This window comes from Pseudomonas sp. CFBP 13710 (genome assembly GCF_014842235.1).
In the GTDB taxonomy this organism is placed as follows: domain Bacteria; phylum Pseudomonadota; class Gammaproteobacteria; order Pseudomonadales; family Pseudomonadaceae; genus Aquipseudomonas; species Aquipseudomonas baltica.
Map to the genome: position 1 here is coordinate 725,589 of NZ_JACYVJ010000001.1, position 19,626 is coordinate 745,214.

Annotated in this window: 19 protein-coding genes; 14 read left to right on the top strand and 5 right to left on the bottom strand. The window is 63.9% G+C overall.

Annotation, left to right across the window (positions count from 1 at the left end):
- Together IFT44_RS03080 and IFT44_RS03085 are read left to right on the top strand one after the other, a co-directional pair.
- Complete coding sequence (locus IFT44_RS03080) at positions 1–897, top strand: LysR family transcriptional regulator (protein ID WP_192059661.1); 897 nt, start codon at positions 1–3, stop codon at positions 895–897.
- Between the two features lie 74 nt (positions 898–971).
- A complete protein-coding gene (locus IFT44_RS03085; RefSeq protein WP_192059662.1) occupies positions 972–1,793 on the top strand; it encodes an aldo/keto reductase in 822 nt (273 codons plus the stop codon).
- Between the two features lie 44 nt (positions 1,794–1,837).
- Here IFT44_RS03085 and IFT44_RS03090 read toward each other — a convergent pair whose 3' ends face one another.
- Positions 1,838–2,371 carry a DUF4174 domain-containing protein gene (locus tag IFT44_RS03090; RefSeq protein WP_122477809.1) on the bottom strand — a complete coding sequence of 178 codons (534 nt, stop codon included), beginning with the start codon at positions 2,369–2,371 and terminating at the stop codon, positions 1,838–1,840.
- A gap of 31 nt (positions 2,372–2,402) precedes the next feature.
- Positions 2,403–3,287 (bottom strand): EamA family transporter, encoded by an 885-nt coding sequence (locus IFT44_RS03095; protein WP_197975811.1) that lies wholly within the window; start codon positions 3,285–3,287, stop codon positions 2,403–2,405.
- 195 nt (positions 3,288–3,482) lie between these two features.
- Here IFT44_RS03095 and IFT44_RS03100 point away from each other — a divergent pair, with 195 nt between their 5' ends.
- The 10 genes from IFT44_RS03100 to prpF all read left to right on the top strand — a co-directional run bounded on the left by IFT44_RS03100 (position 3,483) and on the right by prpF (position 15,215).
- The gene (locus tag IFT44_RS03100; RefSeq protein ID WP_192059665.1) at positions 3,483–3,908 is read left to right on the top strand and encodes a 3-isopropylmalate dehydratase; all 426 of its coding nucleotides are present in this window, start codon (positions 3,483–3,485) and stop codon (positions 3,906–3,908) included.
- 50 nt (positions 3,909–3,958) lie between these two features.
- Positions 3,959–4,681 (top strand): GNAT family N-acetyltransferase, encoded by a 723-nt coding sequence (locus IFT44_RS03105; RefSeq protein WP_192059667.1) that lies wholly within the window; start codon positions 3,959–3,961, stop codon positions 4,679–4,681.
- Between the two features lie 76 nt (positions 4,682–4,757).
- Complete coding sequence (gene ggt / locus IFT44_RS03110; RefSeq protein ID WP_192059669.1) at positions 4,758–6,485, top strand: gamma-glutamyltransferase; 1,728 nt, start codon at positions 4,758–4,760, stop codon at positions 6,483–6,485.
- Between the two features lie 147 nt (positions 6,486–6,632).
- Positions 6,633–7,196: a type 1 glutamine amidotransferase domain-containing protein gene (locus tag IFT44_RS03115; protein WP_192175400.1), complete on the top strand. Its 564-nt coding sequence runs from the start codon at positions 6,633–6,635 to the stop codon at positions 7,194–7,196.
- Between the two features lie 33 nt (positions 7,197–7,229).
- The gene (locus IFT44_RS03120; protein WP_192059673.1) at positions 7,230–8,306 is read left to right on the top strand and encodes an alkene reductase; all 1,077 of its coding nucleotides are present in this window, start codon (positions 7,230–7,232) and stop codon (positions 8,304–8,306) included.
- 130 nt (positions 8,307–8,436) lie between these two features.
- On the top strand, positions 8,437–9,189 hold the full coding sequence (locus IFT44_RS03125) for a GntR family transcriptional regulator (RefSeq protein ID WP_244646817.1): 753 nt from the start codon (positions 8,437–8,439) through the stop codon (positions 9,187–9,189).
- The gene (gene prpB / locus IFT44_RS03130; RefSeq protein ID WP_122477799.1) at positions 9,186–10,073 is read left to right on the top strand and encodes a methylisocitrate lyase; all 888 of its coding nucleotides are present in this window, start codon (positions 9,186–9,188) and stop codon (positions 10,071–10,073) included. Before IFT44_RS03125 ends, prpB begins: the two co-directional genes overlap by 4 nt.
- A gap of 41 nt (positions 10,074–10,114) precedes the next feature.
- A complete protein-coding gene (gene prpC, locus IFT44_RS03135) occupies positions 10,115–11,242 on the top strand; it encodes a bifunctional 2-methylcitrate synthase/citrate synthase (RefSeq protein WP_122477797.1) in 1,128 nt (375 codons plus the stop codon).
- Positions 11,243–11,404: 162 nt separating this feature from the next.
- Positions 11,405–14,020 (top strand): Fe/S-dependent 2-methylisocitrate dehydratase AcnD, encoded by a 2,616-nt coding sequence (acnD, locus tag IFT44_RS03140; protein WP_192175401.1) that lies wholly within the window; start codon positions 11,405–11,407, stop codon positions 14,018–14,020.
- A gap of 10 nt (positions 14,021–14,030) precedes the next feature.
- Entirely contained in the window at positions 14,031–15,215 is a 1,185-nt protein-coding gene (gene prpF, locus IFT44_RS03145) for a 2-methylaconitate cis-trans isomerase PrpF (RefSeq protein WP_192175402.1), read from the top strand.
- A gap of 17 nt (positions 15,216–15,232) precedes the next feature.
- On the opposite strand, the gene IFT44_RS03150 is transcribed toward prpF, so the two are convergent.
- From IFT44_RS03150 to IFT44_RS03160, 3 genes are read right to left on the bottom strand one after another with little or no spacing between them, the layout of a single operon-like run.
- Complete coding sequence (locus IFT44_RS03150; protein ID WP_192055301.1) at positions 15,233–15,931, bottom strand: dihydrofolate reductase family protein; 699 nt, start codon at positions 15,929–15,931, stop codon at positions 15,233–15,235.
- 57 nt (positions 15,932–15,988) lie between these two features.
- Positions 15,989–16,492 (bottom strand): GNAT family N-acetyltransferase, encoded by a 504-nt coding sequence (locus tag IFT44_RS03155; RefSeq protein ID WP_192175403.1) that lies wholly within the window; start codon positions 16,490–16,492, stop codon positions 15,989–15,991.
- A 45-nt stretch (positions 16,493–16,537) separates the two neighbouring features.
- Positions 16,538–17,323 carry a sulfite exporter TauE/SafE family protein gene (locus IFT44_RS03160; protein WP_122477789.1) on the bottom strand — a complete coding sequence of 262 codons (786 nt, stop codon included), beginning with the start codon at positions 17,321–17,323 and terminating at the stop codon, positions 16,538–16,540.
- Between the two features lie 269 nt (positions 17,324–17,592).
- Between IFT44_RS03160 and IFT44_RS03165 the strand changes: the two genes are divergently transcribed.
- On the top strand, positions 17,593–18,315 hold the full coding sequence (locus tag IFT44_RS03165; RefSeq protein WP_192175404.1) for a pirin family protein: 723 nt from the start codon (positions 17,593–17,595) through the stop codon (positions 18,313–18,315).
- A 163-nt stretch (positions 18,316–18,478) separates the two neighbouring features.
- A complete protein-coding gene (gene moaA, locus IFT44_RS03170) occupies positions 18,479–19,483 on the top strand; it encodes a GTP 3',8-cyclase MoaA (protein WP_185793216.1) in 1,005 nt (334 codons plus the stop codon).
- Positions 19,484–19,626 lie beyond the last annotated feature (143 nt).

The following is a 19,626-nucleotide window of genomic DNA, read 5'->3' on the forward strand; positions in this document are numbered from 1 at the left end:
ATGAACGTCAAACAACTGCGCGCTTTTCTCGCCGTCGCCCAAGCCCTGAGCTTCGCCCAGGCTGGTGAAAAACTGCATCTCTCGCAGCCCGCCCTGAGCTTGACGATAAAAGGCCTGGAAGAAGACCTGGGCGGCGCGCTGCTGATCCGCACCACGCGCAGCGTCAGCCTGACGCCGGAAGGCGAGGTGCTGGTGCCACTGGCCCGCCGCTTGCTGGCGGACTGGGACAATACCGAAGAGCTGCTGCGCCAGCACTTCACCCTGCAGTTGGGCAAAGTGTCCATCGCGGCCATGCCGTCGTTCGCCGGCAACCTGCTGCCGGCAGCACTGCGGATCTTTCGCGACCGGCACCCGAGGGTCAATGTTGCCGTGCATGATGTGATCAACGAGCACGTGGTGGAGATGGTCCGCCATCGGCGGGTCGAACTGGGCATAGGCTTCGAGCCGGAAAGCACCTCGTCGCTGGTGTTCACCCCCTTCTACACCGATCGGTTCGTGGCGGTGGTGGCGGCCGATTCACCGCTGGCCGAGCAACCGATGCTCACCTGGGAGACCCTGCTCGCTCATGATTTCATTGCCCTGCAGCGCCCTTCTGCGGTTCGCCTGCTGCTGGAAAGCGCCATCAGCGAGCAGCACGGCAAGCTTGCGGTGGCATTCGAGAGCCACCAGTTAAGCACCATCGGCCGCATGGTTGCCCACGGCCTGGGGGTGAGCGCGGTGCCGGCATTGTGTGTCGAGCAGATGCATGAACTGGGTGCGCGCTGCGTGCCGTTGGAGTCACCGCGCATCGAACGGCGCATCGGCCTGATGCGCCTGCCCGATCACAAGCTGTCGGCCGCCGCGCACGCGTTGATGGAGGTGCTGCTGGAGCACACGGCGCAGCGCCGACTGGGTTGAACCGCAGCTTCATCGCACTGCCCAATCCTGCAGCGATGGCGCGTTTACCATGTTATCAACCACGGAGCATTGCGATGAACAGCATCAGCCTGGCCGGCAGGCCGGTCGCGAGAATCGGCCAAGGCACTTGGCGCATGGGCGAGGATCCTGCCCGTGCGCAACAGGAAATCGCCGCGCTGCAGCAAGGTATCGACCTGGGCATGACCCTGCTCGACACCGCTGAAATGTACGGCGAAGGCGGCGCCGAAAAAATCGTCGGGCAAGCCATCCAAGGGCGTCGTGACGAAGTCATGCTGGTCAGCAAGGTCTACCCGCACAACGCCAGCAGCCAGGGCGTGATCAAGGCGTGCGAGCGCAGCCTGCAGCGTCTGAACACCGAACGCATCGACCTGTATCTGCTGCACTGGCGCGGCCAGTATCCCCTGAGCGAAACGGTGGAAGCGTTCGAGCGGCTGCAGGCCCAGGGCAAGATCGGCCGTTGGGGCGTGTCGAATTTCGATGTCGATGACATGACCGAGCTGGACGACGCCGGATGCGCGACCAACCAGGTGCTGTACAACCTGGAAGAGCGCGGCATAGAGTTCGATCTGTTGCCGTGGTGCGCGAAGCAGGCGATGCCATTGATGGCTTATTGTCCGATTGCCCAGGGCGGTCGCCTGCTAGACCAACCCGCCTTGCGCCAGGTAGCCGAGCGTCACGGCATCACGCCGGCCCAGGCATGCCTGGCCTGGGTGGTGCGCCACGACAACGTGATCGCGATCCCCAAGGCTTCCACGCCCGAGCATGTAAGGCTGAATGCCGGGGCACTGCAGGTGAAGCTCGACGAAGCAGATCTAGCCTCGCTGGATGCCGCTTACCCACCACCCCTGCGCAAGCAGCGCCTCAACATGGTTTGAACGCAGGAATCCGAGGCCGCAACGCGGCGTAGAGCGCTGACGGATCAATCGTCGAGCGGCTGCGGCGCCTTGCTCGGCTTGGCCGCCTTGCCCGGCTTGCTGGCGGGCTCCTGTGCAGCAGGCACTGCCGCCGCGGGTGCACTGGCGTCCTTTTCCGCTGCCGGCAACTGGTCGATGGTGCTGAACAGCTGTGAAGGCTCGACGTAACCCGCCTGTTCGAGCTTCTTCTCGCCATCCTTGCCCAACAGCACGAACTTCTGGCTGGACCCGGCACCCAGTTTTAAGTCGCGGATCAGCGACATGGTGGCCTGTGGGTCGAGATCCTTGCCGTCACGCTGGCCGATGGTATTGATCACGGTGTACAGGACCATGCCGCGCTGTTTGAAGCCGTCGCGGTTGGCGGGTTCTTCCAGCGCCTTGCGCAGCTTCAGCAGGTTGGGATCCACCGAGCTGGGAGCAATGACCACCAGCGGCCGGGCCCTCCCGCGGTCCTGGGCCAGAGGGCTGTCGCCATCGGCGGCCAGCAAGGGCGCCGCGAACGCGAACAGTGTGGCGAGGGTCAGCGACCGGATCATCATGCTGCATCTCCTTGACGTATCGATGGCCTCATCATTGCAGAGATTTCGCCTCGGTGCGACCCGTGCCCAGGCGGCTGAACAGGCTGCTGCCGAACACGTTGATCAACAGCCCGACCATGACCAGCGCTCCACCCCACCACTGCAGGGCACCCAGGCGCTCGCCCAGGATCCAGGCCGAAGAACTCAAGCCCACCACCGGCACCAGCAATGAAAACGGCGCTACCTTGCCGGCCGGATAGCGCGACAACAGCTTGCTCCACAAGCTGTAGCCAAGCACCGTAGCCACGGCAGCCAGATAGACCAGGCTACCGATGGATTTCCAGCCGATGCCCAACAGCGATTGCTGGATCAGTGCCGGACCTTCCAGCCACAGCGACAAGGCGAAGAACGGCAAGGGCGGAATCAATGCGCCCCAGATCACCAGAGCGACCAGGTCGATGTTGCCGAAGCGGCGGGTGATGACATTGCCCATCGCCCACATCGACGCTGCGCACAGGGTCAGCAAGACCGCCATCAACGGCGTGGCCTGATCGCTTTCCAGGCCGATCATCGCCAGTCCTCCAGCCGCCACCAGCAAGCCCACCACGCTGGCGGCGCGCAGGCGCTCGCCAATGAACAGCGCAGCGAAGAACAAGGTGAAGAAGGCCTGGGATTGCAGCACCAGCGAGGCCAGGCCGGCGGGCATGCCATTGGCCATGGCCTCGAACAGAAACGCGAACTGGCCCAGGGAAATGGTCGCGCCATAGGCAATCAGCCAGCGCAGTGGCAGGTTCGGCCGGCGGATGAAGAACACCGCGGGAATCGCCACCAAAGTGAAGCGCAGGCCGCCCAGCAGCATCGGCGGCAAGCCATCGAGACCGTAGCGAATCACCACGAAATTCAAACCCCAGACAACGATCACGACCAGGGCCAACATCAGGTCTCTAGGTGCCACGGTACCTCCACAGGTTCAGGTCAGTCCGTACGGATAAGCCCAACCATTCTTGCCCATCGCGGACCCTGGCGGGAACCTGTTTCAAAACTTTTCTAAAGCTGGCCACGTTGCGAGTGTTCGGCACCCCTTCTCGCTTGAGCTAGAGTGGGAGCACAGTGCCCTATGAGGAATCGAACGATGCGTGTGTTCTGGATGATGCTGGCCGCGGCAAGCCTGTCGGGTTGTACCTCGTTTCGCGCTGATTCGGAGCACCTGAAAGCCGTGCCGGCCGAACGGCTGTCGGCCTGGCAACAAACGCTGTCGCCATCGAGCGAGCTGGTGGTGGACCGTGATATCGGCATGCTGGGCGGCGGCTGCTACGTGGCACTGCTGATCGACCGTGAACCCGCCGCGCTGCTGGCCGTGGGTGAAGTGGCGACCTTTCACCTGCCACCGGGCGAACACATCGTCGGCATCACCACCGACAAGCAGGGTGGCCTGCTGTGCAGCAAAGGCCGCCTGAACCGCGAACTGCGCCTGCAGGCGCAGCCCGGCGAGCGCCAGCACCTGCGTATCGTCAGCGAAGCCAAGAGCGGCTTCGGCATCGTCCTGGACCCACGCTGAGTTCGGCGCCACCCTTCTGCCTCTCCCCGCTCACTTCATCAGGAGTCGTCATGCCCAGCAACGATAACAGCCGCAACGAGCACCACCAGCCTGTCGGTCACGCCCTTCCCGAGTGGAGCCCCCGCGCTCGCCCGGCCCACGACGTCATCGAAGGACGCTATTGCCGGCTCGAGCCACTGAACGCTGCGGCCCACGCCGGAGACCTGTTCAGCGGCTATTGCCAACAGACCGATGGCAGCGACTGGACCTACCTGCCGGTCGGCCCGTTTGCCGACCTGGACAGCTACCGCAGTCACCTGCAACACGCGGCAGCCAGCCAGGATCCGCAACACTGGGCGGTGATCGACCTGCGCACCCAGCGCGCGGTGGGCACCCTGGCCTTGATGCGCATGGACCCGGCCAATGGCGTCATCGAGGTCGGCCATGTGACGTTCTCGCCGCTGATGAAACGCACCCCGCTGTCGACCGAAGCCCAGTACCTATTGATGCGCCGGGTGTTCGACGAACTGGGTTACCGCCGCTACGAATGGAAGTGCGACGCCCTCAACGAGCCCTCGCGCAAGGCCGCGGCACGGCTTGGCTTCAGCTTCGAAGGCATCTTCCGCCAGGCGCTGGTGTACAAGGGTCGCAACCGCGATACGGCCTGGTTTTCCATCATCGACAGCGAATGGCCGGCGCTGCGCGCAGCCTTCGAGCGGTGGCTGGCGACGGATAACTTCGATGCTGCCGGCCAGCAGCTGACGGCGTTGGCCGCCGGCCGCCAGCAACATTGAGAAACACGGCTATTCTTGCGATTGGCGAAGCCATTCGCTTTTTTGCTCCCCATCCGCAGAAGAAGAGAGCCACCTCTTGAAACTCGAACCCTTGCCCAAGTCGCTGATCGCCCTTGCGTTCGCGCTGGTGCCCGCCTGTACGTTCGCCTCCTCTCCCGCCCCCGTCGCTGCCGAAAACGGCATGGTGGTCACCGCGCAGCAACTGGCCACCCACATTGGCGTGGATGTGCTCAAGGACGGCGGCAATGCCGTCGATGCCGCCGTGGCCGTAGGCTATGCCCTGGCCGTGGTCTACCCGGCTGCGGGCAACATCGGCGGCGGTGGCTTCATGACCCTGCAGATGGCCGATGGCCGCAAGACCTTCCTCGACTTCCGCGAGAAGGCACCGCTGGCCGCCACCGCCGACATGTACCTGGACAAGGCCGGCAATGTCATCGAGGGCCTGAGCACCGATGGCCATTTGTCGGTAGGCATACCCGGCACAGTGTCGGGCATGGAGCTGGCGTTGCAGAAGTACGGCACCTTCAAACGCGCCGATCTGCTGGCGCCGGCCATCAAACTGGCGGACGAAGGTTTCACCCTGGCCCAGGGCGACATCGATCTGCTGGAAACCGCCACCGAGGACTTCCGCAAGGACAGCCAGGATTCGGCAAAGATCTTTCTCAAGCAGGGCCAGCCGTTCAAGGCCGGCGAGAAGCTGGTGCAGAAGGACCTGGCGCGGACCCTGCGGGAAATCTCCGAGAAGGGTAACGCCGGGTTCTACCAAGGCTGGGTGGCCAAGGCCATCGTCGATTCGAGCCAGGCGGGCAAGGGCATCATCACCCAGGCCGACCTCGACAAGTACAAGACCCGCGAACTGGACCCGATCGAGTGCGACTACCGTGGCTACCATGTGGTGTCCGCGCCACCGCCCAGTTCCGGCGGCGTGGTCATCTGCCAGATCATGAACATCCTCCAGGGCTACCCGATGGCCGAGCTGGGCTATGGCTCGGCGCAGGGCATGCACTACCAGATCGAGGCCATGCGCCACGCCTACGTGGACCGCAACAGCTACCTGGGCGACCCGGATTTCGTCAAGAACCCCATCGCGCACCTGCTCGACGCCAACTACGCGACCAAGCTGCGCGACAGCATCGCACCGAACAAGGCCGGCGTTTCGGCCGAGATCAAGCCCGGTGTGGCACCCCATGAGGGCAGCAACACCACGCATTACTCCATCGTCGACAAATGGGGCAACGCGGTGTCGGTGACCTACACCCTCAACGGCTGGTTCGGCGCGCGGGTCATGGCCAGCGGTACCGGCATCCTGCTCAACGACGAAATGGACGACTTCACCTCCAAGGTCGGCGTGGCCAACATGTACGGGCTGGTCCAGGGCGAGGCCAACGCCATCGCGCCGTACAAGACGCCGCTGTCCTCCATGAGCCCGACCATCGTCACCAAGGACGGCAAGCCAGTCATGGTGCTCGGCACGCCCGGCGGCAGCAGGATCATCACTGCCACCCTGCTGACCATGCTCAATGTCATCGACTACGGCATGGACATCCAGCAGGCGGTCAATGCGCCGCGTTTCCACCAGCAGTGGATGCCCGACGTCACCAACCTGGAAAACTTCGCCATCAGCCCTGACACCCGCAAGATTCTTGAAAGCTGGGGGCACAAGTTCGGTGAGCCCCAGGACGCCAATCACCTGGCCGCGATCCTGGTAGGCGCGCCGGCACTGGGCGCCAAACCGGTGGCCAACAACCGTTTCTACGGCGCCAACGATCCCCGCCGCAACACTGGTCTTGCCGCAGGCTACTGAGCCGGCAAACGCAAAGGCAGGCCTGCAATCGGGCCTGCCCGCCCGCCGCACCGAAGAAGAATCCGCCTGAACTTTCCATTTTCCTCCGCGCTCAGATTTCCTGATCGCCTGGCGTGCCAGGCACCCACTGAGCCGAGGAAGACCTTCATGAGTACCCAACTGCAAGGCAAGAAAGTCCTGTTCATCACTGCCAACACCGGCATCGAACGCGATGAACTGCTCAAGCCTCTCGAAGCGCTGCGCGAAGCAGGCGCCACCGTGACCCACGCTTCGAGCGAAGGCGGCACCGTGCAGACCTTCCAGCAGGACACCGAGAAAGACCGTACCGTTGAATCCGACGGCAAGATCCAGGGGCTGAACGCGAGCGACTTCGACGCCCTGGTAATTCCCGGCGGCACCGTAAACGCCGACACCCTGCGCCAGGACACCGATGCCCAGCAACTGGTCAAAGCATTCGCCGAGGCTGGCAAGGTCGTGGCTGCCATTTGCCATGGTCCATGGCTGCTGATCAATGCTGGCGTGATCCCCGGCAAAACCCTGACCTCGTACCCCAGCGTCAGCCTCGACCTGACCAACGCCGGTGCCGCTGACTGGGTGGATCAAGAAGTCAAGCAGTGCGGTGCCAACGGCTGGACCTTGATCACCTCGCGCAACCCGAAGGATATCCCGGCCTTCAATGACGCCATCATCAAAGCCCTCGCCACCGCCTGAGCCGCCTTTCAACCCACAGACCAGGGAGACCAGATGCCTTCTTTATTCGACCCGATCCAGGTCGGCGCGCAGAAGCTGCCCCATCGCATCCTGATGGCGCCGCTGACCCGCGGCCGTGCCACGCGCAACCATGTACCCACCGATCTGATGATCGAGTACTACACCCAGCGCGCGAGCGCCGGGCTGATCATCACCGAAGCCACCGGCATCACTCAGGAAGGCCTGGGCTGGCCATACGCGCCAGGCATCTGGAGCGACGAGCAGGTCGAGGGCTGGAAGAAGATCACCGCTGCGGTGCACGAGGTCGGTGGCCGCATCGACCTGCAACTGTGGCACATGGGCCGCATCGTTCACCCCAGCTTCCTCGGTGGCGCGCAGCCGGTTTCCTCGTCGGCGACCACTGCGCCAGGTCAGACCCACACCTACGATGGCAAGCAGCCCTATGTGCAGGCGCGTCCGTTGGGGATCCACGAGATTCCACGGTTGCTGGACGATTACGAGCATGCCGCGAAGAACGCCATGCGTGCCGGCTTCGATGGCGTGCAGATCCATGCGGCCAATGGTTATTTGATCGATCAGTTCCTGCGCGACAACAGCAACTTCCGTGACGATGCCTACGGCGGTTCGGTAGAAAACCGCATCCGCCTGCTGACAGAGGTTACACAGCGGGTTGTCGACACCATCGGTGCCGAACGTACTGGTGTGCGCCTGTCGCCCAACGGCGATTCGCAGGGGGTCAACGACAGCGATCCGGAAACCCTGTTCTCCGCTGCTGCCGCTGCGCTGGACACGATCGGCATCGCCTATCTGGAACTGCGTGAGCCACCGCTCGACGGTACCTTCGGCAAGGCCGACCGCCCGCCCGTGCATCCGGTCATCCGCAAGGCCTTCAGCCGCACACTGGTGCTCAACTCCGATTACACCCATGAGAAAGCGCAGGCCGCGCTGGACGCCGGTGAAGCAGACGCCATCGCTTTCGGCCGACCGTTCCTGGCCAACCCTGACCTGCCCCATCGGTTCGCCGAAGGCTTGCGGCTAAACAAGGACGTGATGGAAACCTGGTACAGCCAGGGGCCCGAAGGCTACGTGGACTACCCCACAGCCGAGTGAGCGCAGCACGGTATCGGGGGCCAGTGCCCCCGGTCACTACCAAGGATTGTCGACACTTCGCCTATGACGTATTGACTAGCCGCTTAAACAGGGCTATTTTTTTGTCACTACCTGCCCAGGTGTCGACAATATGTCTGCCACGTCTGTTTCGTTGCACGTCCTGCCCAACAATGACGCGCCGCACGTTTCCAGTGTTGCGGGTGAAACCGAGACGCTTTCGGAAAACGTCTTCCGGCGTATCCAGGCGGCCATCGTCAACGGCGAAATAGCCCCTGGCAGCAAGATTTCCGAGCCCGAACTGGCACGCACCTACGGCATCAGCCGCGGTCCCCTGCGTGAAGCCATCCACCGCCTCGAAGGCCAACGCCTGCTGGTGCGCATTCCGCACGTCGGTGCGCGGGTGGTATCGCTCAACCACGCCGAACTCATCGAACTCTACGAAATCCGCGAATCGCTTGAAGGCATGGCCTGCCGGCTGGCCGCCACGCGCATGAGCCAGGTGCAGATCGACGAACTGCGCGAGGTGCTGGCCACCCATGAGCGCGATGCCGCGTTCCAGGCCGGCGTCGGCTACTACCAACAGGAAGGCGATTTCGACTTCCACTACCGGATCATCCAGGGCAGCGGCAACAGCACGTTGGTGCAGATGCTGTGCGACGACCTCTACCAGTTGGTGCGCATGTACCGGATCCAGTTCTCGGCCACGCCCAACCGCCCCCATCAGGCCTTTGCCGAACACCACCGTATTCTCGACGCCATCGCCGAGCGCGATGGCGAATTGGCCGAGTTGCTCATGCGCAGGCACATCGCCGCGTCCAAGCGCAACATCGAGCGCCATTACCTGGAACCCAACCACAACAACACCCCAGGAGCCCAACCATGAATCAGCCGTCCAGCCCCGGCCAACGTTTCCGCCAGGCACTCGCCGAAGAGTCACCCCTGCAGGTGGTCGGCACCATCAACGCCAACCACGCACTGCTCGCGCAGCGGGCCGGCTTCAAGGCCATCTACCTCTCCGGAGGCGGCGTCGCGGCGGGTTCGCTGGGCCTGCCTGACCTGGGCATTACCGGCCTGGACGATGTGCTGACCGACGTGCGCCGCATCACCGACGTCTGCGAGCTGCCGTTGCTGGTCGATGTCGACACCGGTTTCGGCTCGTCGGCGTTCAACGTTGCGCGCACCGTCAAGTCGATGATCAAGTTCGGCGCGGCGGCCATGCACATCGAGGACCAGGTGGGCGCCAAACGCTGCGGCCATCGGCCAAACAAGGAAATCGTCTCACAGCAGGAAATGGTCGATCGTATCAAGGCGGCCGTGGATGCCCGCACTGACGACAGCTTCGTGATCATGGCGCGCACCGATGCCCTGGCGGTGGAAGGACTGGAGTCTGCCTTGGACCGCGCCGCCGCCTGCATCGAGGCGGGTGCGGACATGATCTTTCCCGAAGCCATCACCGAATTGCAGATGTACCAGCTGTTCGCCAGCCGGGTGAAGGCGCCGATTCTGGCCAACATCACCGAGTTCGGCGCCACCCCGCTGTTCACCACCGAGCAACTGGGTGGCGTTGGCGTGGGCCTGGTGCTTTACCCACTGTCTGCGTTCCGTGCCATGAACAAGGCGGCCGAGAACGTCTACACCGCGATACGCCGCGACGGCACTCAGCAGAATGTCATCGATACCATGCAGACTCGCATGGAGCTGTACGAGGCAATCGACTACCACGACTTCGAGCGCAAGCTGGACGCACTGTTTGCGCAGAAAAAATGATCACTGCATTCCAATAACAAATCCAAGATCGGAGAAAACCCATGGCCGAAGCAAAAGTACTCAGTGGCGCTGGCCTGCGTGGCCAAGTGGCCGGACAGACCGCCCTGTCGACCGTCGGCATGCCCGGTGCCGGGCTGACCTATCGTGGCTATGACGTGCGCGAACTGGCCGAACATGCCCTGTTCGAGGAAGTCGCCTACCTGCTGCTGCATGGCGAGCTGCCCACGCCTGCCGAACTGGCTGCCTACCAGGGCAAGCTGCGCAGCCTGCGCGACCTGCCGCAGCCGTTGAAGGAAGTGCTCGAACGCATTCCGTCGAGCACCCATCCGATGGACGTGATGCGCACCGGTTGTTCGTTCCTCGGCACGCTGGAGCCTGAGCGCAACTTCGGCCAGCAGGAACACGTGAGCGACCGCCTGCTGGCGGCGTTCCCGGCGATGATGTGCTACTGGTACCGCTACAGCCACCATGGCGTGCGTATCAGCTGCAGCAGCGACGAAGAGACGTTCGCCGGGCACTTCCTGTACCTGCTGCATGGCAAGTCGCCGAGTGAATTGCACAGCAAGGTGATGGACGTATCGCTGATTCTCTACGCCGAGCACGAATTCAACGCCTCGACCTTCACCGCCCGCGTCTGCGCATCGACCCTGTCGGACATGTATTCATGCGTGACCGCCGCCATCGGCTCGTTGCGCGGCCCGCTGCACGGCGGCGCCAACGAGGCGGCGATGGCGATGATCCAGAAGTTCGCTTCGCCCGAGGAGGCGGTGCGCGGCACCTTGGCCATGCTGGAGCGCAAGGACAAGATCATGGGTTTCGGCCATGCCGTGTACAAGGACAACGATCCGCGCAACGAGGTGATCAAGGGCTGGGCCAAGAAGCTGAGCGAAGAAGCCGGCGACAAGGTGCTCTACCCGGTGTCCGAGGCCATCGACAAGACCATGTGGGAACAGAAGAAGCTGTTTCCCAACGCCGACTTCTACCATGCCTCGGCCTACCACTTCATGGGCATCGCCACCGAACTGTTCACACCTATCTTCGTTTGCTCGCGGGTGACGGGCTGGGCGGCGCACGTATTCGAGCAGCGCGCGAACAACCGGATCATCCGGCCCAGCGCGGAGTATGTCGGCGTGGAACAGCGCGCATTCGTGCCCCTGGATCGTCGCTGACCTGGCGGGCCTCTTCGCGGGTAGATGGCTCGCCGCCCGCCCCGCTCCCACAATCCTCCGAATCTGGAGCTGGGTTTTATGTGGGAGCGGGCTCTGCCCGCGAAGGCCGCCCCGCCGAACTTTTGCCATGCCTGACCATGCCTTGCACCGTGAGCCGACCTTATGAACACACAACACCGCAAGTCCCTGCCGAACTCGCCACTGGACTATTACGACGCCCGAGAAGCCGTCGAAGCCCTCCAGCCTGGCGCCTACGCCACCCTGCCCTACACCTCCCGCGTACTCGCCGAGAACCTGGTGCGACGCTGCGACCCCACCACACTCGACGCCTCGCTGCGCCAGCTGATCGAGCGCAAGCGCGACCTGGACTTCCCCTGGTACCCGGCGCGCGTGGTGTGCCATGACATCCTCGGCCAAACCGCGCTGGTCGACCTCGCCGGCCTGCGCGACGCGATTGCCTCCCAGGGCGGTGACCCGGCGCTGGTCAACCCGGTGGTGCCGACCCAATTGATCGTCGATCACTCGCTGGCGGTAGAAAGCGCCGGCTTCGACCCCCAGGCGTTCGAGAAGAACCGCGCCATCGAAGACCGTCGCAACGAAGACCGCTTCCATTTCATCGACTGGACGCGCAAGGCCTTCAAGAACGTCGACGTCATCCCACCGGGCAACGGCATCATGCACCAGATCAATCTGGAGAAGATGTCGCCGGTCATTCAGGTTCGTGAAGGTGTCGCTTTCCCCGACACCTGTGTTGGTACCGACAGCCACACGCCCCATGTCGACGCGCTGGGGGTGGTTGCCATCGGTGTCGGCGGCCTGGAAGCCGAAAGCGTCATGCTCGGTCGCGCCTCGTGGATGCGCCTGCCCGAGATCGTCGGCGTCGAACTGACCGGGCAGCTGCAACCCGGCATCACCGCCACCGACATGGTGCTGGCCCTGACCCAATACCTGCGCCAGCAGAAAGTCGTCGGTGCCTACCTGGAATTCTTCGGCGAAGGCGCACGCGAGCTGACCCTGGGCGACCGCGCCACCATTTCCAACATGGCTCCGGAATACGGCGCCACGGCGGCGATGTTCGCCATCGACCAGCAGACCATCGACTACCTGCGCCTCACGGGTCGCGAAGAGCAGCAAGTGCAGCTGGTCGAAGACTACGCGCGCCTCACCGGCCTGTGGGCCGACAGCCTGGACGCCGCCGTCTACGAACGCGACCTGAGCTTCGATCTGTCGGGCGTGGTGCGCAACATGGCCGGCCCGAGCAACCCCCACGCGCGGGTGGCGACCAGCGACCTTGCCGCCCAAGGTATCGCCGGCCCCTGGACCGACGTGCCAGGGCAGATGCCGGACGGCGCGGTGATCATCGCCGCCATCACCAGCTGCACCAACACCAGCAACCCGCGCAACGTGATCGCCGCCGGCCTCTTGGCGCGCAACGCCAACCGCCTGGGCCTGACCCGCAAGCCCTGGGTGAAGTCATCCCTGGCACCGGGCTCGAAAACCGTGGCGCTGTACCTGGACGAAGCCGGCCTGACCGAGGAACTGGAAACCCTGGGCTTCGGCATCGTGGCGTTCGCCTGCACCACCTGCAATGGCATGTCCGGCGCGCTGGACCCGGTGATCCAGCAAGAGATCATCGAACGCGACCTGTATGCCACGGCGGTGCTCTCGGGCAACCGCAACTTCGACGGGCGCATCCACCCGTATGCCCGGCAGGCGTTCCTCGCCTCACCGCCTTTGGTAGTCGCCTATGCCATCGCCGGCACCATCCGCTTCGACATCGAAAAAGACGTGCTCGGGTTCGACCCGCAGGGTCAACCCATTCGGCTCAAGGACATCTGGCCCAGCGACGAAGAAGTCAACGCCGTGGTCAAGTCGTCGGTGAAACCGGAGCAGTTCCGCCAGGTGTACATCCCCATGTTCGCCATTCACGAGGACACCGGGCCGAAGGTCGCGCCTCTCTACGACTGGCGCCCGGCGAGCACCTACATCCGTCGTCCGCCCTACTGGGAAGGCGCCCTGGCCGGCGAGCGCACGCTCAAGGGCATGCGCCCCCTGGCCGTGCTGCCGGACAACATCACCACCGATCACCTGTCGCCGTCCAACGCGATCATGCTCGACAGCGCTGCGGGCGAATACCTGGCCAAAATGGGTCTGCCCGAAGAAGACTTCAACTCCTACGCCACCCACCGCGGCGACCACCTGACTGCCCAGCGCGCGACGTTCGCCAACCCCAAGCTGTTCAATGAAATGGTGGTGGAAAACGGCAAGGTTCGCCAAGGCTCGCTGACCCGCCTGGAACCCGAAGGCCAGGTGATGCGCATGTGGGAAGCGATCGAAACCTACATGCTGCGCAAGCAGCCGCTGATCATCATTGCCGGGGCCGATTACGGCCAGGGTTCCTCGCGCGACTGGGCGGCCAAAGGCGTACGCCTGGCCGGGGTCGAGGCAATTGCCGCCGAGGGCTTCGAGCGCATCCACCGGACCAATCTGGTGGGCATGGGTGTGCTGCCGCTGCAGTTCGCTGCCGGCACCGACCGCAAGACCCTGGGTATCGACGGCACCGAGGTGTTCGACGTGATCGGCCGACTGACGCCCCAGGCGCAGGTGACGCTGATCATCGAACGGCGCAATGGCGAGCGCCTGGAAGTGCCGGTGACCTGCCGACTGGACACTGCCGAAGAGGTCTCGATCTACGAAGCCGGTGGTGTGCTGCAGCGCTTCGCCCAGGATTTCCTGCAGGCCACCGCGCCTGCTCCCCATGCCGCCGGCGCTCACTGAGGACAGCTCCATGACGCAGATTCGCATTCCCGCCACCTACATGCGCGGCGGCACCAGCAAGGGCGTGTTCTTCAACCTCGCCGACCTGCCCGAGCCGGCGCGCCAGCCAGGGCCGCAGCGTGACGCCCTGCTGCTGCGGGTGATCGGCAGCCCGGACCCGTACGCCAAGCAGATCGACGGCATGGGCGGTGCCACCTCGAGCACCAGCAAGACGGTGATCGTCAGCCCGAGCAGCCAGCCGGGGCATGACGTCGACTATCTGTTCGGCCAGGTGTCCATCGACAGCGCGTTCGTCGACTGGAGCGGCAACTGCGGCAATCTGTCCGCGGCCGTCGGCCCCTTTGCCATCAGTACTGGTTTGCTCGATCCTTCCCGCGTCCCCCACGACGGCATCGCCACGGTTCGCGTGTGGCAGGCCAATATCGGCAAGACGATCATCGCCCATGTGCCCATGAGCGGCGGTGTGGTGCAGGAAACCGGTGATTTCGAACTCGACGGCGTGACGTTCCCGGCCGCCGAGGTGCAACTGGAGTTCATCGATCCGGCTGCCGAGGCCGAGGGCGCGGCGGGGGCGATGTTTCCCACCGGCAACCTTATCGACGTGCTGGACGTGCCGAACGTGGGTCGTTTCGAGGCGACCCTGATCAACGCGGGCATTCCAACCATCTTCATCGACGCCGCCGCCCTGGGCTACAACGGCTGCGAACTGCAGGAGGCGATCAACGGCGATCCACAGGCCCTCGCTCGCTTCGAAACCATCCGCGCCCATGGCGCGCTGCGCATGGGCCTGATCAGTCGCCTGGAGGATGCAAAGACCCGCCAGCACACGCCGAAGGTCGCTTTCGTCGCGCCACCGGCCGACTACCTCGCGTCCAGCGGCAAACCCGTTGCCGCGGCCGATATCGACCTGACCGTACGCGCCCTGTCGATGGGCAAGCTGCACCACGCGATGATGGGCACTGCGGCGGTGGCCATCGGTACCGCCGCGGCCATCCCCGGCACCGTGGTCAACCGCGCGGCCGGGGGTGGCGTGCGCAGTACGGTGTGTTTCGGCCATCCCTCGGGCACCTTGCGTGTCGGCGCCCAGGCCAACGAAGTCGCGGGCCAGTGGCAAGTGACCAAGGCGATCATGAGCCGCAGCGCGCGAGTCCTAATGGAGGGCTGGGTACGCGTCCCCGCTCAGACCCTGGCCTAGCTAAGCGCGTCCGGCCTTCAGCCCGGCAGTGCTTGCTGCCGGTAGCGCAGCCACACCGCACCGCCCTCCTGCACTTCGGCACTGTCCAGGGCCAGGTAGGTCGGCTGCTGCCATTGCCCGGCGTCGATCTCGAACGACGCCGGGTGCTCGCCGCGGCCGTCTACCAAGGGCAGCAGCAGGACACTGATTTCATCGACCAGCCCTGCATTCACGAAGGAGCCACTGACGTGCGGTCCGCCTTCGACGACCAGGCGCTTGATGCCCAATTCACGGCCGAGAATGTCCAGCACTCGACTCAAGTCTAGGGTGTCCTGGCCGCCGAAAATGTAGGACACCTGGATCGACTGCAGATAGGCCAGGTAGTCGTCGCTGACGCCTTCGGTCAGCACTTCGACGATGTGCGAGTCCAGCGCCGTGTTGGATTTCCAACCGACCTTGCCCTTCGGATCGATGGAAATGGCATAGGCGCTCGCGGCGCGATCGGCAAAGTACGGCGTACGCGCAATCGGCCCGGTGGCCAGGCCGGACGGATAACCCTCGTCGTGGGCGATCTCCTGCATGGTCACGCGACCACAGGCCCAGGCATCGAACTCGAACTGCTTGGCCAACTGCTCGTACAGCTCACCAGCGGCGTTCTTGAACGGCCGCGCCCAGCCGTCGGTGAGGGCATGACCATCGACGGAGGACATCATGTGGCAGATCACGTAGGGCTTCATTGGCGGCTCCAAGGCTTTCGGTATGTCTATCACCGACCGGCGCCCCTGGCCGTTGGTTCAGCCTGAAGCGGCGCAGCGCATGTGCGTCGTCTGCCATACGGGGTCGGACTCGACGTCGAGCACCTCGAACCCCTGTTTCTGCCAGAACGCGATGGCTCCGGGCAGGAATGGGTGAGTGTGCAGGTACAGGGTTCGCACACCTGCCGCACGCGCCTGCGCCAGCAGCGCTGCATACAGCGCCTTGGCCACGCCGGCGCCACGACAGCTGGGCGAAACGAACAACCGGACGACTTCGACGGTGGCTTCGAGCGGCAGCTGCAGCTGATTGAAGCGCTGGTCGTAGGGCAGGTAACCGATGCTGCCTACGATCTGACCCGCCTGCCAGGCCAGCAGAAAACAGCCTTGGGCGGAGCCCAGGTAAACCTCGGCAAAGCGCGCCAGGTCATCCGGCACCTGCGTGGCATCCAGCTGCGGAAAGATCGAGGCCCGCGCAGCCATGACGTAATCCAGGGTCGCAGCGACCTGATTCGATTGCACTGGGCGAATGTCTACCGCGTTCATGGAATCTGCTCCGCACATGAGATAACCCGCGCCGGTATGAGGGGCTCAGAAAGCAAGCTTGAAACCGATCAGCAGCAGCATCACCGCCAGGCAAGGCCGCAGGATGTCGTCCGACACCCGCCCGGACAGATGGCTGCCCAGCCAGATGCCCGGCAGCGAGCCAAGCAGCAAATGGCCAAGCAACGACCAGTCCATGTTGCCCATACTGGCGTGGCCCATGCCCGCCACCAGGGTCAGGGGCACGGCGTGGGCAATCTCGGTGCCGACCAGGCGCCGCGTCGCCAGGAACGGATACAGCAGGAACAGGGCCACGGTGCCCAGCGCACCGGCGCCGATGGACGTGAGCGAAACCATCACACCAAGGACCACGCCGGTGATCACCGTCAGCCCGTTGAGGGTGCTGGCACTGAGGTTGTAGCGGTCGCCGGCATGGCGGCTGGCGAAGGCCTGCAGGCGCTTCTTGAAGAGGATGGCGAACGCGGTCAGGAACAGCACCGCAGCCAATGCCTGCTTGATCACCGCGCCCATGGCCTGCGGTTCGGCATCCAGGCTTTTCAGATACCAGAGCACCAGCGCCGCTGCGGGCACGCTGCCCAGCGCCAGCCAGCCGGTGATCTTCCAGTCGATGTTCTTGTTGCGCCCATGCACCCAGACGCCGCTGGCCTTGGTGATGGCGGCGTACAACAGGTCGGTGCCGACGGCCGTGGCCGGATTGATGCCGAACCACAGCAGGATGGGCGTCATCAGCGAGCCGCCGCCTACACCCGTCATGCCGACGATGAAACCGACCACCAGCCCGGCCACGGTGAAACCCCAGGTACCTACGTCCATTCTTACGTCCTACACATCAGATTCAGCATCGCGGGAGCGGTAGCCGGGCGGCAGGATAACAATTTCTGATATAGCCAATTATAACTATGCAGCATTAGCTTATAACCGCCACTCGATCACGCAAAGCAAGCCTGCACTTCATGACTGTCAACTTGAGCGCGACAGTCCTGCGCTGCCGGAACGATTTATCCCGGCGCGGCGAACGCATAATCTTTACCCATCGCACAGCACCTCCAACGCTGCGCCCCCACCAGAATCGGGAGAACACCATGCTCGCACTTCGCAAAGCTTCGGACCGCGGTCTCGCCAACCATGGCTGGTTGCAATCCTTCCATACCTTTTCCTTCGGCCACTACCGCAACCCACAGGAGCAGGGCTTCTCCGACCTGTTGGTGATCAACGACGACCGGGTCAGCGCCGGCAAGGGTTTCGGTCAGCACCCGCACCGCGACATGGAGATCTTCTCCTACGTGCTGCAAGGTGCGCTGGCGCACAAGGACACCCTGGGCACCGGCTCGGTCATTCGCCCGGGCGACGTGCAGCTGATGAGTGCTGGCCACGGCGTGGCCCACAGCGAGTTCAACCACAGCGATGTCGACCCCGTACATTTCCTGCAGATCTGGATCGTGCCCGAGCAAGCAGGCGCCGAGCCTCGCTACCAGCAGGAACACTTCTCGGCCGAGCAGAAACGTGGCCGCCTGCAACTGATCATCTCGCCCGATGGCGCGCAAGGCTCGCTTGAAGTGCGCCAGGATGCGCGGGTCTACGCCGGCCTGTTCGACGGCGCGGAACAGGCCACGCTGACGCTGGCGGACAACCGCTACGCCTATGTGCACGTCGCCACGGGCAGCGTCGAACTCAACGGCCAGCGTCTGAATGAAGGGGATGGCGTGCGCCTGCGCGAGGAAACCGTGCTGCGGTTGACCAACGGGGTCGACGCCGAGGTGCTGGTATTCGACCTGCGCCCCAACGAGTTGCCGCAGATGCCATGATCGGGCAGTGCACCGGGGGCCGATCAATCCTGTCGATGACCGCATTGAAAAAAGCGATTGGCTTGACCCCGGTGTGGCGCGTACCTTCAAGGTCTGTATTTTTTTTGCAACGCCTGCATGGCGTTGGCAGTCGAAATGGTCATGCCCTTTACTGGTACCCCCGATGCACACCCCTGAGCGCACCCTGCACGATGGCTTCGCCCGCAAAGTCGATTACCTGAGGTTGTCGGTCACCGATCGCTGCGATTTTCGCTGCGTGTACTGCATGGCCGAAGACATGACGTTTCTGCCGCGCCAGCAGATCCTCAGCCTCGAGGAACTCGAGCAGGTGGCCGCAAGCTTCGTCGCCCTGGGGACTCGCAAGATCCGTCTGACTGGGGGTGAACCCTTGGTGCGCTCGGGCATCGTCGACCTGTGCCGACGCATTGCCGCCCTGCCCGGCCTGCAGGAACTGTGCATGACCACCAATGGCTCGCGCCTGGAAGCCCTGGCCCAGCCGTTGTTCGACGCCGGCGTCAAGCGCCTGAACATCAGCCTGGACAGCCTCGATCCAGCGCGTTTTCGTGAGCTCACTCGTACCGGCGACCTGAACAAGGTAATTGCCGGCATCGACGCGGCCAACGCGGCCGGATTCCACCATACCAAGCTCAACTGCGTGGTCATGCAGGGTCGCAACGACGACGAAGTCGTCGACCTGGTGACCTTTGCCATCGACCGCGGCCTGGACATTTCCTTCATCGAGGAGATGCCCCTGGGGGCCATCAGCGAGCACAGCCGCGCCGAAGCCTTCTACTCGAGTGATCAGGTACGCGCACGCATCGCCGAGCGTTACGAGCTGCTGCCGTCCGCCGACTCCACCCAGGGCCCGTCGCGCTACTGGCGCATCCCCCAGGCGCCGGGCACGCGCATCGGTTTCATTTCCCCGCACAGCCACAACTTCTGTGCGACCTGCAACCGCGTGCGCCTGACCGTCGAAGGCCGTCTGCTGCTGTGCCTGGGCAACGAGCATTCGGCAGACTTGAAAAGCGTGCTGCGCGAGCACCCCGGCCAACCCGAGCTGCTCGAGCAGGCGATTATTCAGGCCATGCAGCTCAAGCCGTGGAGCCACAACTTTCGCCTCGACGATGACGTGCAGGTAGTGCGCTTCATGAACATGACTGGCGGCTGAGTGCGGGCGCTGGTCTGTGGCATTGTTCCGCTTTTCTTATAAACCCGTTTGAAAATGCAACTTATCAAATCAGTGCACAGGGCCGACAATCACTCTGTGCCGTCGCTGTGTGTCCGGTACGTTGAGCGGTGCCATCCGCTTCC

Bases quoted from the DNA above. Each gene is read 5' to 3' on its own strand.
- IFT44_RS03080 (WP_192059661.1), top strand. From the start codon at position 1: ATGAACGTCAAACAACTGCGCGCTTTTCTCGCCGTCGCCCAAGCCCTG.
- IFT44_RS03085 (WP_192059662.1), top strand. From the start codon at position 972: ATGAACAGCATCAGCCTGGCCGGCAGGCCGGTCGCGAGAATCGGCCAA.
- IFT44_RS03090 (WP_122477809.1), bottom strand. From the start codon at position 2,371: ATGATGATCCGGTCGCTGACCCTCGCCACACTGTTCGCGTTCGCGGCG.
- IFT44_RS03095 (WP_197975811.1), bottom strand. From the start codon at position 3,287: ATGTTGGCCCTGGTCGTGATCGTTGTCTGGGGTTTGAATTTCGTGGTG.
- IFT44_RS03100 (WP_192059665.1), top strand. From the start codon at position 3,483: ATGCGTGTGTTCTGGATGATGCTGGCCGCGGCAAGCCTGTCGGGTTGT.
- IFT44_RS03105 (WP_192059667.1), top strand. From the start codon at position 3,959: ATGCCCAGCAACGATAACAGCCGCAACGAGCACCACCAGCCTGTCGGT.
- IFT44_RS03115 (WP_192175400.1), top strand. From the start codon at position 6,633: ATGAGTACCCAACTGCAAGGCAAGAAAGTCCTGTTCATCACTGCCAAC.
- IFT44_RS03120 (WP_192059673.1), top strand. From the start codon at position 7,230: ATGCCTTCTTTATTCGACCCGATCCAGGTCGGCGCGCAGAAGCTGCCC.
- IFT44_RS03125 (WP_244646817.1), top strand. From the start codon at position 8,437: ATGTCTGCCACGTCTGTTTCGTTGCACGTCCTGCCCAACAATGACGCG.
- prpB (WP_122477799.1), top strand. From the start codon at position 9,186: ATGAATCAGCCGTCCAGCCCCGGCCAACGTTTCCGCCAGGCACTCGCC.
- prpC (WP_122477797.1), top strand. From the start codon at position 10,115: ATGGCCGAAGCAAAAGTACTCAGTGGCGCTGGCCTGCGTGGCCAAGTG.
- acnD (WP_192175401.1), top strand. From the start codon at position 11,405: ATGAACACACAACACCGCAAGTCCCTGCCGAACTCGCCACTGGACTAT.
- prpF (WP_192175402.1), top strand. From the start codon at position 14,031: ATGACGCAGATTCGCATTCCCGCCACCTACATGCGCGGCGGCACCAGC.
- IFT44_RS03150 (WP_192055301.1), bottom strand. From the start codon at position 15,931: ATGAAGCCCTACGTGATCTGCCACATGATGTCCTCCGTCGATGGTCAT.
- IFT44_RS03155 (WP_192175403.1), bottom strand. From the start codon at position 16,492: ATGAACGCGGTAGACATTCGCCCAGTGCAATCGAATCAGGTCGCTGCG.
- IFT44_RS03160 (WP_122477789.1), bottom strand. From the start codon at position 17,323: ATGGACGTAGGTACCTGGGGTTTCACCGTGGCCGGGCTGGTGGTCGGT.
- IFT44_RS03165 (WP_192175404.1), top strand. From the start codon at position 17,593: ATGCTCGCACTTCGCAAAGCTTCGGACCGCGGTCTCGCCAACCATGGC.
- moaA (WP_185793216.1), top strand. From the start codon at position 18,479: ATGCACACCCCTGAGCGCACCCTGCACGATGGCTTCGCCCGCAAAGTC.